Consider the following 12881-nt stretch of genomic DNA (forward strand, 5'->3'; position numbering starts at 1 on the left):
GCCTCGGCCCGTGCGGTCCGGTGGCGGCGACGTGGAAGCGGACCCGCGGGGTCCCCACGCAGCCTCGGATGCTCCTGGCCCCGACCGCGCCGTCGTACGTGCCGTGCCGGGTGGTTCGGGGCCGGCTCCGCCCGGCGGCGCGGGCGGAGCGGGGCCGTCGTTCAGGAGGAGAGGCGGTTCAGTGCCGCGGCGGCGATGCCTTCGACGTAGGTCGGGGCGTCGGTGCGCCGGCCGGTGAGCTCGACGATGGCGACCCTGGTGCCGCTGCGCAGGACCGCGACCCCGCCGCTGACGGTGCCGTCGCCGTTGTAGGCCGGGTACCAGCGGGCGGTGCCGCCGGTGACGGTCAGGGTGTGGGCCGCGCCGTAGTGCCAGTGGCCGGCGGGCTCGTCCTGGCAGTCCTGAACGAGCGCGACGAGCTGCTGCTCCCAGGTGGCGGCCTCGGTCCCGGTGGAGGCGCTCGCGGCCGACTCGTACAGTCGGCCGTCGGTGTCGAAGGTCCAGGTCACGGACGCGTACGCGGTGGCCTTGTCCTTGGTCAGGTCGCGCATCGTCTCCTCGCCGGAGCACGCGGACAGCCCCTCGCGTCCGGTCAGCGCGATGGTCGCGCCGACCGGGTTCAGGCCCTGCGGGAAGTCCTCGCTCTGGACGAGGTCGGCGGAGCCGAGTCCGGCGGCGACCGCGGCCGGGTGGGCGGCGGTGACCGGGTGGGCGGCGACCGCGGTGGGGTGCGCGGCGTTGCGCGCGGCCCCGTCGGCGCTGGCCGACTGGGTGCCGACGACGCCGACCGTGATCAGTGCGGCGGCGAAGCAGGCCGCGGCGGCGACCCGGTTGCGGCGAACGGACTTCTGCTGGACGGCCTGGTTCTCGGTCATCTGGTCCCCCTGCTGGTCGGGACGCCTGCTGCGTCCTCGTACAACCGGGGAGATGCCGCCCAAGGACGGAAAGTCGGCCCCCCGACCGGCTGTTTCACAGCTGTGACAGAGCGGTCCTGACGACGCGGTCCATCGCGGCCGTCCCCAGGCAGGCATCGACCTCCAGCACCCCGTAGTGGCTGCCGCTGCGCAGCACGGCGATGCCGCCGCAGGGCTCCTTGCCCTCGGGCGCTGTGCCGCTGGTGTTGAGGGATCCCTGGTAGGAGCCCATCCAGCTCGCGGTGACGTCCGGGGCGAGCTGCAGCGTCGTGGTCCTTCCGTAGACCCAGTGCCCTGGCGTTGCCTCCTGGCAGGGCACCTCCTCCAGCAGCAGGCGCTCGGCGAAGTTCTGCGCCCGGGAAGGGCTCGGGGTCTCGGCGGCGACCTCGCGGGCGACCTGGTCGACGTGGTCGGCGGCCCGCGTGGGGTCGTCCGGGCTGGTGCGGGGGCTGGTCATCAGTCCGCGGAAGTGGGCACCATGCCCGCCCAGGGTCTGGGTGAGGGTCTTCTCGCCGGAGCAGGCCGCGTTGGCGTAAGCCCCGTCGCCGTACCGGTCGGTGACGTGGATCCGCCCGATGCCGATGTCCGGGCCGAACGCCGCGGGTTCCAGAAGGTTCGCGGTCGTCACCGGTCCGGTCGCACCGGTCGGCGAGGCGGAGCCGGAGGCCGAGGAGGCGGGCGTCGGGCCGGACCCGCCGGGCGTCGCGGGAGCGGACGCGCCCGGGGACGCCCCGCCGACCGCGGCACCCGACCGTGCCGCCGGGTGCGCGGTGGTGCCGGGGGGCGGTGGCAGGACGAACCGGCCGGTCGCCAGCCCGAGCGCGGCGGCCGCCACCAGGGCGGCGACGGCGGACCGGAGCCGGACGACGACGCGGCCGCCGCCCGCCGCGGGACCGCCGTTCACGGACCGGTGACCAGGCGCTCGCGCATGAAGTGGCGGGCCCGGTCGATACGGTCCTTGACCGTACTCAACGGGGCGCCCAGCTCCTCGGCCACCTGGACGTAGGTCAGGTCGCCCAGGTCGCGCAGCACGAAGGCCTCCACCAGGACGGGGTGCTGCTGCTCCAGCGCGGCCAGCGCCTCCATCAGGTCGAGCCGGGTCCCGGCGATGACGCTGGTGGTGCGCGGGTCGACGGACTCGGGGAGGTCGGCGTGGCTGTCCTCGGCGCGCCGGCGCATCGAGCGGTAGGTGGACCGGGCGGCGTTCGAGGCGATCACCGTCACCCAGCCCTGGAAGGAGCCGCGGCCGCCGTACTCGCCCAGGTGCGTGCTGATGGACAGCAGCGCGTCCTGCGCTGCCTCCTCCGCGTCGGCGTGGTGGGGCAGGAAGCGCGAGCAGCGGCGCAGCACCACCGGCCGCAGCTTGGCCAGCAGGTACTCCATCGACCCCGGGTCCCCCGCCCGAGCAGCCGCCACGAGCCGTTCCAGCTCGCCTTCCTCGAACATCCGGATCCCCCCGTGTCGTCCCGCCCGGCCATCCCGCCCGGCCATCCCGTCCGTCGAACGGGAGTTCCGCACTCCCCCCGACTCCGGCAGAATGCTGCCACATGCGCAAGCTCGGCCGTTACCTCCTTCTGGAGCGGCTCGGAGCCGGCTCCTTCGCCACGGTCTGGAAGGCCTACGATCCGGAGCTCGACACCGAGGTCGCGGTGAAGGTGCTGGCCGAGAACTGGGCCGCCAACGCCGATGTGCGCGAGCGGTTCCTGGCGGAGGCGAGGCTGCTGCGCCGGATCGCCAGCCCGCGGGTGGTCCGGGTGCACGACGTCGGGGTGCAGGAGGACCGTCCCTACTTCGTCATGGACTACGTACGCGGCGGCACCCTGGCGGACCGGGTCGGGCAGTGCGACCCGCAGGAGGCGCTGCGGCTGGCCGCGGAGGCGGGCTACGCGGTCCAGGTCCTGCACGAGGCGGGCGTGGTGCACCGCGACGTCAAGCCGTCCAACCTGCTGCTCGCCACCGGCCCCGCGCCCGCCGCGGTGCTGGTGGCGGATCTGGGCAGCGCGAAGCAACTGGCCGACGCATCCGGGCTGACGGTGACCACGGGCACGCCCGCGTACATGGCACCGGAACAGGCCTTCCAGACCGGCGGGTTCGACGGGAGGGCCGACGTGTACGCGCTGGCCGTCGTGGCCTACGAGCTGCTGACCGGGCAGAAGCCGTTCGGCCCGGGCGGACGCGCCACAGCCCTGATGACCGGCCGGTCCACCGCCTCGACGCTGCCGGCACTCCCGGCCGGAACGGAGCTCCCGCCGAACATCGCCCTGCTGCTACGGGTCGCGATGTCCGTCGAGCCGGCGGACCGACCGCCGACCGCCCAGGCCTTCGCGGACGCGCTGCTGGCTCCGGTCCCGCGGTCCCGGCCCCTGGAAGGCCCGGGGTGGCTGACCCCGCGCGCGGTCTGTCTGGCGTCGGGCGCGGTGTTCACGGCGACGACCCTGCTGAGCTGGCTGCGGCGCTGAATCCGACAGGGAGCCGGTCCGCACCGGCCCGAACGGCGGCCCCGACGAGCAGGCCCGGCCGCTGACGGCTGCCGTAGGGTCGGTGGTATGCGACTGAGCACCGTGATCCTCCCCGTCCACCGGTGGAGCGAAGGGCAGAAGATCTGGCGGCGGGCCGAGGACCTCGGCTTCCACACCGCGTACACCTACGACCACCTGTCGTGGCGGTCCTTCCAGGACGAGCCGTGGTTCGGCTCGCTGCCGACGCTGACGGCGGCGGCCTGCGCCACCGAGCGGCTGCGCCTGGGCACCCTGGTGACCTCGCCGAACTTCCGGCACCCGGTGACGCTGGCGAAGGAGCTGATCACGCTGGACGACGTGTCCGGCGGCCGGTTCACGTTGGGGATCGGGGCCGGCGGGACGGGCTTCGACGCGACGGCGCTGGGGCAGGAGGCGTGGTCGCCGCGGGAGCGGGCGGACCGGCTGGGGGAGTTCGTGCCGCTGCTGGACGAGCTGCTGCGCAGCGACGCCACCACGCGCGAGGGCACGTACTACTCGGCGGTCGAGGCGCGGAACATCCCCGGCTGCGTGCAGAGGCCGCGGCTGCCGTTCTACGTGGCGGCGACCGGCCCGCGCGGGCTGCGGCTGGCCGCCGAGCACGGGCAGGGCTGGGTGACGTACGGCGACCCGAAGGGCCCGGCGGACGTGCCCGTCGAGCAGGCGCCCGGCGTGATCGCGCGGCAGATCGAGAAGCTGACGGCCGCCTGCGAGGAGCGGGGCCGGGACGTCGCGACGCTGGAGAAGGTGCTGCTCCAGGGCTCGACCGCGGAGAAGCCGCTGCAGTCGGTGGAGGCCTTCGTCGACTGGGCGGGCACCTACCGGGAGCTGGGCGTCACCGAGCTGGTGATCCACTGGCCGATCCCCGACTCGATCTTCGAGAACGACCTCGCCGTCTTCGAGGAGATCGCCACCGAGGGCCTCGCCCGGCTGGGCTGAGCCCCGTCGGCGGGGCGGGCGTCGGCCCGGGGCGCTAGTCTGTCGGCCGCATACCGAACTGATCATGCGTCACCACGGGGGTTCCTTCGTCATGCCTTCTTCCAGCTCCGGTTCCAGGAGACTTCTCGCCACCGCCCTGGTCGCCGCCGCGGCGTTCGGCCTGGCCGCCTGCGGCCCCGACGACAGCGCGGACCAGGGCGCGGGAGGCGGGGCGACCACCGCCGCCTCCGCCGCGCCCACCGCCGCCCCGGCCGGCGCCGCGAGCCAGGCGCCGAGCGGCAGGCCCGCGGGGACCGGCAAGCCCGCCGCGACGGGCACGCCGTCCGCCGACGGCGAGCCGGAGGGCTTCTGCACCCACGGGCCGCTGCCCGCCGGGCAGAAGTGGGTCTACCCGGCGAAGGGCACCAGCGCGACGACCCTGGTCTACAAGGACACCAAGGACGCCTGCGGCGTGAACGACGTCGTCTTCGAGCCGGTCGGCGCGGACAAGAGCGCCCCGTTCGCGCCCACCGCCAAGGGCCACCTGAGCTCGGTGCTGGCCCCGCCGAAGGACGTCAACCTGGCCGACCTGGTGAAGCACGTCAACGAGTGCCTCGCCGCGCCGCACAACGAGAAGGGCTCGTACCCCTGCTCGGCCGGTGACTACAAGGTGGCGATCGACGCCTCCGGCAAGGTCACCGAGCTGTGGGAGCGGGCCCACAGCTGACGGGCGCCGGGAGCGGCGCCGGCCGGCTCACATCACTTCGAGCCGTTCGGCGCCGCCCGCGCAGCCGAGCTGCCGTTCGGCGGCCCGCTCGGCGAAGCCGCCCGCCAGTTCTCCCATCCGCTTCCGGCCGGGTCCGTCGGGAAGGTGCCCGCCGTCCTTCACGGTGATCCTGAGGACGGCCCGGTAGGCCTCGGTCCGGCCGTTCACCGAGCAGCCGAAGGCGGCCGCTCCGAGGGTGTCGCCGCCGGACCGCACGTCCCCGAACTCCGCGTCGGCGGTCAGCGACCGCCCGTCCTCTCCGGAGATCCGGCAGTGCAGGGACGGCTTGACCTCGGCCGTCGCCGACGTGTACTCCGTGACCGCGAAGACCCGGGGGGCCCGGCCGAGCAGCTCGGCGACGGCCGGGTCGTCCAGCAGACCCCGGCACTCCCCGTGCGACAGGGACACGGCCGGTGGCCGGTACGCGCCGTGGTCGAGGTACAGGTGCCAGCCGAGCAGGCCGCCGCCGAGCAGCAGCGCCGTTCCGCCGGCGAGCAGCGCCTGGGAACGCTTCATGAGCACCGGTCCTTCCTCGCCTCCACCAGCGCGGCCCGGGTGAGCTCTTCGAGGTCGGCCCGGCCGCCGTCGCCGGAGGCGCGGGCGGCCTCCCCGGCGGTGACCTCCAGCTGCACGTAGTCGTTCGAGGTGTACTTCCCGCCCAGGCAGCTCGCGGCCACGGCCGCGCCGCCCGGCCACGAAGTGCCGAGGCCGGCGATGTCGAAGCCGCGCGCCTCCGGGTGCTTGGCGCCCTCGGCGGTGAGGGCGAGCTCGCCCTGGCGCCGGACGGACGTGAAGGTGATCACGTTGCGTCCGTCGACCCGGATGACACAGGTCTGCGGGTCCTGGCCGATGAGGGCCTTCGTCCGCTCCTCCACGTCCTGGCCGCCGTCGGGCAGCAGCCGTGCGAGCGGGGTGCCGGCGCCGGTGGGCATCCGGCAGAGGTGGGCGGCCCGGCCGGGCGGGTCGGCGGGGCGGTGGCCCCGCCAGTCCAGGTAGCCGACGGTCCCGGCCCCCGCCACCGCGAGGACCAGCACGCGGGGGAGCCACCACCGGCTGTCGAGGCGCCACCCCCACCGGTTCGTCAGGAAGCGGCCCCACCGGGCCGCGAGGTCCTTCACGCGCCGCCCTTCGCGTGGTTGACGTGGTTGTTGACGACCCCGTTGCTGTAGCCGTTCATCACGTTGATCCCGGCGCTCTCGGCGAGGCGGTTGACGTCCTCGCGGCTCATCCCGGAGGTGCCGCCGGCGTCCTTGACGGCCTGCTTGACGCTGCCCACCGCCTGGTTCTGTCCACTCGCGTTCTCGTCGCGCGCCGTCTGGTCGCCGGCCGCCGTGGTGTCCTGCTTGTTGGCCTCGATCACGCTCTCGGCGATCGAGTCGATGATCTGGTCGGCGACCTCGCCGCCCAGCGGGATCTTGTCCGTCACGGTGCCGATGACGGCGCTGAAGGCGTCCTTGCCGTAGCCGACGTTCTTCTCCAGCGCCTCGTTGAACTCCTTGTCGGACTCGGCGTGCTTGTAGTGCACCTCGTCGACCCGGGCCTCGTTGAGGATGCCGCTGGTGATCCCGCCGGCGTGGGCGATGTTGTTGATGTCGACGTTGAGCCGGGCGAAGTCGGTCTGCCCGCCGTCCATGTGGCCGCGGATGAGGGCGGTGGTGTACGCCTGGTTGGCGTTGACCACGGCGCCGTAGGACTCCGGATCGCGTCCGAGCGCGTCCATCAGCCCCTCCACGGAGGACTTGCCGAGGTTGGCCGGCGAGCCGTTGACCGGCAGCTCGTGGGTGAGGGCGAGCGCGTTCTGCACGTCGCCGATGTACTCGGCGGTCATGTGCCCGAGGCTGCCCCGCATGGCGGCGAGCTTGCCGTCGCCCTTGATGTCGTCCAGCCCCCCGTCGTCGCCGTGCCGGCCGAAGGTGTCCACGACCCGCTTCATCAGGTCGGCCTGCTCGGTGGTGTGCCGCTCCGGCGGGACGGGGCCGGGCTCGTCGTACGGGTGGCCGGTGGTGGCGGCCTCCAGGGCGCGGCCGAAGGCGGCCGGCCCGGCCTGCTTGCTCGCGTCCCACACCTTGGAGTCCCGCGAGGTCGTGTCCGGGATCCAGTCCTTGTCGTGGGCGTAGTAGTCGAAGTAGTCCGAGGGCTTGGGCTTGCCGCCCTGGTTGACCGTGCCGTCCTGGTTGTACGCGGTCGGCTGCTCGGTGAAGAACGTGTTGGCGGCCTCCGGGCTGTGCGCGAGCGCCTCCAGGACGGCGGTGGTGGGACGGAAGCCGGAGCCCGCCTCGTCGCCCCCGGTCAGGTTGAAGCCCTGGATCTTGGAGCCGGGCATCGGGGCCGGCCAGTACCTGTCCTGGGTGTCGAGCTGGGTGACGTGCTCGGCGATCGGGTTGATGAAGTGGGCGTCGTAGTTGCCGTTCATCAGGATGCCGGAGAGCACCTGGTAGCCGTACGGCACGTAGTCGAGGCCGGAGGCCCGGTAGGGCTTGTCCCAGACCGGCTGGGATCCGGCCTTGCGCAGCGCGGCGGACCACTCGTCCGACAGGTGCGGCTCGTTGGTGGTGCGGGTGGCGGTGGCGAGGGTGAGTCCCAGGTTCTTCTGGAGGTCCTGGTAGGCCTTCCAGCGCGGGGACTTGTCGTCGCGGGGGTGCGCCGGGTCGCCGACCATGCCGTTCCAGGACTTGATCAGGCCGTCCGGGCCGAGGTCCTGGTAGAACTTGGTGGCGAACTTCGGGTCGTCGCCGTGCGAGGCCAGCAGCGAGTTCAGCTCGGTGAGTTCGGGCTCGGTGATGTCCCCGCCCTTGGCGGCGAGCTGGGCGGCGCGCTTGCCGTCGGCCTCGGGGCCGCCGCCGATGGCCTTGCCGTTGAAGGACTTCTGCCCGTCCGTCATGCTGTCGGCGCGCAGCGCGTAGGCGATCCGCTCGTCGGCGGCGGCGGCCTCGGCGACGGCGGCGTCGATCGCCTTGCGGGCGGCCTCCGCCTTGTCGCCCCACTCCTTCTGGTAGTCCCGGAGGGCCTCGTAGTCGTGCCGGGTGGCGTTGTCGGCCGGGGGCCAGCTGACGGTGCCGTTGTCGGTGACGGTCAGCCCGGCCGTGCGGGCCTCCGCGACCGCCTTGTCCAGTTTGGTCTTCGCCGCCTTGAACTCGGTCGACGCCTCCGTGAAGATCGAGGCGAAGGCGTTCGCCTCGGTGACGGCGGCGGTCAGCTGCTCGTTGGTGCGCTGCAGGCCGGGGCGGGCCTGGTCGGCCGAGGGGCCGGTCCAGCAGGCGGAGTTGACCTGGGCGATCACCGTCCTGTCCCAGTCGTCGTCCATGGACTTGAGCTTCTGGGCCACGGTGGTCCAGGCGGTGGCGGCGGTGTCCAGGACGCCGAAGTCGGCGGTACTGAGCTCGTGGAAGTCGACCATCGCTGCTCTTCTCTCAGGCGCCGAGGTCGTGCTGGACGGCCGACTCGTTCTGGCGGTAGTTGGTGGCGGTGGCGCGCAGCGCCTGGGTGGTCTGCCCGATGGTGCCGCCGAGCGCGGCGACGCACTGGTCCCAGGTGCCGGCGGCGCCCGCCGCGGCCTTGCCGGTGCTCCAGTTGGCGAGCGAGGTGGAGACCTTGGTGGTGGCCTCGTCGGCGCCCCGGCCGTCGGTGTTGAGGCGGGCGTGGATCTGGTCGGAGTTGTTCCCCGCGGTGGTCAGCGCGTTGGGGTCGGCGCTGAAGCCGGCCCCGCCCCCGCCGCCTCCCCCGCCCGGTGCCGAGGCCGAGTTGAGCTGCGTGCGGGCCGTCTCCTGGGCGCGGGCCCGGTCGGTCAGGTTCCCGTCCGCGTCGTAGGCCCAAGGGTTCATCATCCGGTCGAACGCGGTCGCCCGATCAGACATGTCGATCGATCCCCTCCCGTGCCGGCACGCTGTTCCGGCACCCCCGTTGGCAAAGAATGTGGCACGTACGTCAAGAGTTCGACAAAGGGTACAGGCGGGTTCCGGTTTTGCCGAACCCCTAGGGGAGCGGGGGGCCGACGTCATACCGCAGCAGCAGACGGGCTCGTCATTCGAGCTCATGGCCCGTACCGCACAAGACCGTTACGGTGGTCGGCGTGTCCACAGCTGTCATCAAGACGGACGGCCTCACCAAGAGGTTTCCCCGGGTCACCGCGCTCGACCAGCTCACCGTCGAGGTGCGGCCGGGTGTGGTCGGCCTGGTCGGGGCCAACGGCGCGGGCAAGTCCACTCTCATCAAGATCCTTCTCGGGCTCGCCCCGGCGACCTCCGGCCGGGGCGAGGTCCTCGGCCTGGACGTCGCCACCCAGGGGTCCGAGATCCGCGCGCAGGTCGGCTACATGCCCGAGCACGACTGCCTGCCACCGGACGTCTCCGCGACCGAGTTCGTGGTGCACATGGCCCGGATGGCGGGCCTGCCCGCCACCGCCGCCCGTGAGCGCACCGCGGACACCCTGCGGCACGTCGGCCTCTACGAGGAGCGGTACCGCCCGATGGGCGGCTACTCGACCGGCATGAAGCAGCGGGTCAAGCTCGCCCAGGCGCTGGTGCACGACCCGAAGCTGGTGCTGCTGGACGAGCCGACCAACGGCCTCGACCCGGCCGGCCGGGACGAGATGCTGGGGCTGATCCGCCGGGTGCACACCGACTTCGGCATCTCGGTGCTGGTCACCACCCACCTGCTCGGCGAGCTGGAGCGGACCTGCGACCACCTGGTCGTGATCGACGGCGGCAAGCTGCTGCGCTCCTCCTCCACCGCCTCCTTCACCGAGGCGACGGCCGTCCTCGCGGTCGAGGTCGGCGACCACTCGGAGGACCACGGCCTGGAGCCGGGCCCGGCGGTCCGCGAGCGGCTCGCCGCGGTCGGCCTGTCCGTCCAGTCCGAGGGTTCGCACCAGCTGCTGGTCCGGCTGGCCGACGAGTCGACGTACGACACCATCCGCGACGCCGTCGCCGAACTGGGCCTCGGCCTGGTCCGGTTGGAACAGCGCCGGCACCGGGTCGCCGAACTCTTCACCGACTCCCAGGACACCGAGCAGAGCAAGGGAGGGACGAACGATGGCGCTGCCTCCTGAGACCAGGTCCGCCGACACCGGCGTCATCCACGACATCGGCTACCGCGGCTACACCGGCCCCCGGCTCGGCCGTTCCTACGCGACCCGCGCGCTCTTCACCCAGAGCCTGCGCGCCGCGTACGGCCTCGGCCGCTCCGGCAAGTCCAAGGTGCTGCCGATGCTGGTGCTGGGCGTGGTGACCGTACCCGCGCTGATCATGGTGGCGCTCTCGGTCGTGATGAAGCGCGAGGAACTGCCGGTCGAGTACGCCGGCTACCTCTCCATGCTCAGCCTGGTGGTCTCGGTCTTCCTCGCCTCCCAGGCGCCGGTACTGCTCTCCCGGGACCTGCGCTACCAGACCGTCCCGCTCTACTTCTCCCGCCCGATCACCCGCACCGACTACGTCCGGGCCAAGTTCGGCGCCATGGTCTGCGCCCAACTGCTGCTGATGGCGGCCCCGTTGCTGGTGCTGTACATCGGCGCGCTGCTCGGCGGGATGGACTTCGGGCACAACACCGGGCACTTCCTGTACGGCCTGGTCGCGGCCGTCCTGTACGCGCTGGTGCCGACCTCGGTCGCCCTGGTGATCGCGGCCGCCACCCCGCGCCGCGGCTTCGGGGTGGCCGCCATCATGGGCTACCTGGCGGTCAGCGCCGCCCTGGGCGCCGCCGCGGTCGGGATCAGCAACCCCAGCACGACCGGCTCCGACACCGCGCAGTGGATGTCGCTGATCTCGCCCACCGACCTGGTGGAGTCCCTGGTCAACGAACTGTTCGGCCTCGGTGAGGGATTCGACCGCCGGCACGCGCCGGGCGGCCTGGGCCTCGCCGTGTTCGCGCTCGTCGCGGTGGCCATGGTGGTCGGCTCGTACCGGCTGCTGCTGCGCCGCTACCGCCGTGTCTAATTCAACTGCAGTGTCTGAGAGGGCGGCATGGCCACCATCAGCATCGACAAGGTCTCCCGCTGGTTCGGGAACGTGGTCGCGGTCAACGACATCACCATGTCCATCGGCCCCGGCATCACCGGCCTGCTCGGCCCCAACGGGGCGGGCAAGTCCACCCTCATCCACATGATGAGCGGCTTCCTGGCCCCCTCCAGCGGCTCCGTCACCCTGGACGGCGCGCCGATCTGGCGCAACCAGCAGGTGTACCGGCAGATCGGCCTGGTGCCCGAGCGGGAGTCGATGTACGACTACCTGACCGGCTGGGAGTTCGTCCTCGCCAACGCCGAACTGCACGGCCTGCCCCAGCCGGGCGCCGCCGCCGGCCGGGCGCTGGACCTGGTGGAGATGGCCTACGCCAAGGACCGCCGCACCGGCACCTACTCCAAGGGCATGAAGCAGCGGGTCAAGATGGCCTCCGCACTGGTCCACGACCCGTCCGTCCTGCTGCTCGACGAGCCCTTCAACGGCATGGACCCGCGCCAGCGGCTCCAGCTGATGGACCTGCTGCGCCGCTTCGGCGCGGACGGCCGGACCGTGCTGTTCTCCTCCCACATCCTGGAGGAGGTCGAGCAGCTGGCCCGGCACATCGAGGTGGTGGTCGCCGGACGGCACGCCGCCTCGGGCGACTTCCGCAAGATCCGCCGACTGATGACCGACCGCCCGCACCGCTACCTGGTCCGCTCCAGCGATGACCGCCGGCTCGCCGCCGCGCTGATCGCCGACGGCTCGACCACCGGCATCGAGGTGGACGAGCGGGAGCGGGCGCTGCGGATCGAAGCGGTGCACTTCCAGGGCTTCACCACCCTGCTGCCCAGGGTCGCCCGGGAGGCCGGCATCCGGCTGTACACCGTCTCCCCGGCGGACGAATCGCTGGAGAGCGTCTTCTCCTACCTGGTCTCCGCATGAGCGGGCACGTGAGCGCCGCCGCCAGAACCGTCGTTGCCCAGGAAGGGGCGGACCGACCATGAACCCCACCGTCGCCAGGCTGACCCTGCGCGGGCTGCTGGGCCGCCGTCGTGGCCTGCTGCTGCTGGTGGTCCCCGCCCTGCTGCTGATCGTCGCGGCCATCGCCAGTGTGTCCAGCGCCGACCCCCACGAGACGGCCGGCAACATCCTCGGGGCCCTCGGCCTCGGCACCCTGATCCCGATCCTCGGGCTGGTCGTCGGCACCGGGGTGATCGCCAACGAGATCGACGACGGCTCGATCGTCTACCTGCTCGCCAAGCCGCTGCCCCGGTGGCGGATCGTCACCACCAAGCTGGTCGTCGCGATCGGCGTCACCTGGCTGTTCTCGGTCGTCCCGACGCTGCTGGCCGGGCTGCTGCTGGTCGGCACCCAGGACGGCGTGGCGCTCGGCTACACCGTGGCGGTGCTGGTCGCCGGCGCCGCGTACAGCGCGCTGTTCCTGCTGCTCGGCGTGGTCACCCGGCACGCGGTGGTGGCCGGGCTCGCGTACGCCCTGATCTGGGAGTCGACGGTCGGCAACTTCGTCGAGGGCGCCCGCACGCTGAGCATCCAGCAGTGGGGCCGCTCGGTGGCCGAGGCGGTCGCCGGGCAGAACGCGATCAGCTCCGACGTCTCGCTCGCGGCGGCGGTGCCGCTGCTGCTGGTGGTCACCGTCGCGGCGACGGTGTTCGCCTCGGTGAAGCTGGCCGGGATGACGCTGGCCGGCGAGGAGTGAGCCCGGCCCGGCACTGAGCCCCGTACGGCACTGAGCCCCGTACGGCACTGAGCCCCGTACGGCACTGAGCCCCGTACGGCGCTGAGCCCCCGTACGGCAGTGGACCCGGTACGGCAGTGGGCCCCGGACACCTGAGGG

General features: G+C 72.7%; 14 protein-coding genes. 7 read left to right on the top strand and 7 right to left on the bottom strand.

All coding sequences use genetic code 11. The annotated features are described in order from the left end of the window. Positions 1-161: 161 nt before the first annotated feature. The 3 genes from ACWGKU_RS37630 to ACWGKU_RS37640 all read right to left on the bottom strand — a co-directional run bounded on the left by ACWGKU_RS37630 (position 162) and on the right by ACWGKU_RS37640 (position 2360). Positions 162-875, bottom strand: a complete 714-nt coding sequence (locus ACWGKU_RS37630; RefSeq protein ID WP_452180394.1) for a hypothetical protein — start codon at positions 873-875, stop codon at positions 162-164. Between the two features lie 94 nt (positions 876-969). Beyond that, entirely contained in the window at positions 970-1818 is an 849-nt protein-coding gene (locus ACWGKU_RS37635; RefSeq protein WP_401043660.1) for a hypothetical protein, read from the bottom strand. Then, on the bottom strand, positions 1815-2360 hold the full coding sequence (locus tag ACWGKU_RS37640; protein WP_401043662.1) for an RNA polymerase sigma factor: 546 nt from the start codon (positions 2358-2360) through the stop codon (positions 1815-1817). The genes ACWGKU_RS37635 and ACWGKU_RS37640 overlap by 4 nt, the downstream gene beginning before the upstream one ends. Before the next feature lie 101 nt (positions 2361-2461). Between ACWGKU_RS37640 and ACWGKU_RS37645 the strand changes: the two genes are divergently transcribed. The 3 genes from ACWGKU_RS37645 (at position 2462) to ACWGKU_RS37655 (ending at position 5054) form a co-directional block, all read left to right on the top strand. After that, positions 2462-3373, top strand: coding sequence for a serine/threonine-protein kinase (locus ACWGKU_RS37645; protein ID WP_452180395.1), 912 nt, complete (start codon positions 2462-2464; stop codon positions 3371-3373). Positions 3374-3460: 87 nt separating this feature from the next. Next, positions 3461-4348 (top strand): LLM class flavin-dependent oxidoreductase, encoded by an 888-nt coding sequence (locus ACWGKU_RS37650; protein WP_401043666.1) that lies wholly within the window; start codon positions 3461-3463, stop codon positions 4346-4348. Between the two features lie 91 nt (positions 4349-4439). Next, entirely contained in the window at positions 4440-5054 is a 615-nt protein-coding gene (locus ACWGKU_RS37655) for a hypothetical protein (protein ID WP_401043668.1), read from the top strand. A gap of 27 nt (positions 5055-5081) precedes the next feature. On the opposite strand, the gene ACWGKU_RS37660 is transcribed toward ACWGKU_RS37655, so the two are convergent. From ACWGKU_RS37660 to ACWGKU_RS37675, 4 genes are read right to left on the bottom strand one after another with little or no spacing between them, the layout of a single operon-like run. Next, on the bottom strand, positions 5082-5609 hold the full coding sequence (locus ACWGKU_RS37660; RefSeq protein WP_401043670.1) for a hypothetical protein: 528 nt from the start codon (positions 5607-5609) through the stop codon (positions 5082-5084). Beyond that, positions 5606-6211 (bottom strand): flagellar basal body-associated FliL family protein, encoded by a 606-nt coding sequence (locus tag ACWGKU_RS37665; RefSeq protein ID WP_401043673.1) that lies wholly within the window; start codon positions 6209-6211, stop codon positions 5606-5608. Before ACWGKU_RS37665 ends, ACWGKU_RS37660 begins: the two co-directional genes overlap by 4 nt. Beyond that, positions 6208-8490, bottom strand: coding sequence for a hypothetical protein (locus tag ACWGKU_RS37670; RefSeq protein WP_401043676.1), 2283 nt, complete (start codon positions 8488-8490; stop codon positions 6208-6210). Before ACWGKU_RS37670 ends, ACWGKU_RS37665 begins: the two co-directional genes overlap by 4 nt. A gap of 13 nt (positions 8491-8503) precedes the next feature. Further along, the gene (locus ACWGKU_RS37675; protein ID WP_452180396.1) at positions 8504-8947 is read right to left on the bottom strand and encodes a hypothetical protein; all 444 of its coding nucleotides are present in this window, start codon (positions 8945-8947) and stop codon (positions 8504-8506) included. Positions 8948-9162: 215 nt separating this feature from the next. Between ACWGKU_RS37675 and ACWGKU_RS37680 the strand changes: the two genes are divergently transcribed. The 4 genes from ACWGKU_RS37680 to ACWGKU_RS37695 are packed head-to-tail and all read left to right on the top strand — an operon-like array spanning position 9163 to position 12743. Continuing rightward, positions 9163-10140, top strand: a complete 978-nt coding sequence (locus tag ACWGKU_RS37680; RefSeq protein ID WP_401054192.1) for an ABC transporter ATP-binding protein — start codon at positions 9163-9165, stop codon at positions 10138-10140. Further along, on the top strand, positions 10124-11023 hold the full coding sequence (locus ACWGKU_RS37685) for an ABC transporter permease (protein WP_401054194.1): 900 nt from the start codon (positions 10124-10126) through the stop codon (positions 11021-11023). The genes ACWGKU_RS37680 and ACWGKU_RS37685 overlap by 17 nt, the downstream gene beginning before the upstream one ends. Before the next feature lie 27 nt (positions 11024-11050). After that, complete coding sequence (locus ACWGKU_RS37690) at positions 11051-11968, top strand: ABC transporter ATP-binding protein (protein WP_401054196.1); 918 nt, start codon at positions 11051-11053, stop codon at positions 11966-11968. A 58-nt stretch (positions 11969-12026) separates the two neighbouring features. Further along, positions 12027-12743 carry an ABC transporter permease gene (locus ACWGKU_RS37695; RefSeq protein ID WP_401054197.1) on the top strand — a complete coding sequence of 239 codons (717 nt, stop codon included), beginning with the start codon at positions 12027-12029 and terminating at the stop codon, positions 12741-12743. Positions 12744-12881 lie beyond the last annotated feature (138 nt).

Source organism: Kitasatospora sp. NPDC054768 (assembly GCF_053612025.1).

What these genes read in the sequence shown, in the direction of transcription:
- ACWGKU_RS37630 (WP_452180394.1), bottom strand. Translation starts at nt 875, where the DNA reads ATGACCGAGAACCAGGCCGTCCAGCAGAAGTCCGTTCGCCGCAACCGG.
- ACWGKU_RS37640 (WP_401043662.1), bottom strand. Translation starts at nt 2,360, where the DNA reads ATGTTCGAGGAAGGCGAGCTGGAACGGCTCGTGGCGGCTGCTCGGGCG.
- ACWGKU_RS37645 (WP_452180395.1), top strand. Translation starts at nt 2,462, where the DNA reads ATGCGCAAGCTCGGCCGTTACCTCCTTCTGGAGCGGCTCGGAGCCGGC.
- ACWGKU_RS37650 (WP_401043666.1), top strand. Translation starts at nt 3,461, where the DNA reads ATGCGACTGAGCACCGTGATCCTCCCCGTCCACCGGTGGAGCGAAGGG.
- ACWGKU_RS37655 (WP_401043668.1), top strand. Translation starts at nt 4,440, where the DNA reads ATGCCTTCTTCCAGCTCCGGTTCCAGGAGACTTCTCGCCACCGCCCTG.
- ACWGKU_RS37660 (WP_401043670.1), bottom strand. Translation starts at nt 5,609, where the DNA reads ATGAAGCGTTCCCAGGCGCTGCTCGCCGGCGGAACGGCGCTGCTGCTC.
- ACWGKU_RS37670 (WP_401043676.1), bottom strand. Translation starts at nt 8,490, where the DNA reads ATGGTCGACTTCCACGAGCTCAGTACCGCCGACTTCGGCGTCCTGGAC.
- ACWGKU_RS37675 (WP_452180396.1), bottom strand. Translation starts at nt 8,947, where the DNA reads ATGTCTGATCGGGCGACCGCGTTCGACCGGATGATGAACCCTTGGGCC.
- ACWGKU_RS37685 (WP_401054194.1), top strand. Translation starts at nt 10,124, where the DNA reads ATGGCGCTGCCTCCTGAGACCAGGTCCGCCGACACCGGCGTCATCCAC.
- ACWGKU_RS37690 (WP_401054196.1), top strand. Translation starts at nt 11,051, where the DNA reads ATGGCCACCATCAGCATCGACAAGGTCTCCCGCTGGTTCGGGAACGTG.
- ACWGKU_RS37695 (WP_401054197.1), top strand. Translation starts at nt 12,027, where the DNA reads ATGAACCCCACCGTCGCCAGGCTGACCCTGCGCGGGCTGCTGGGCCGC.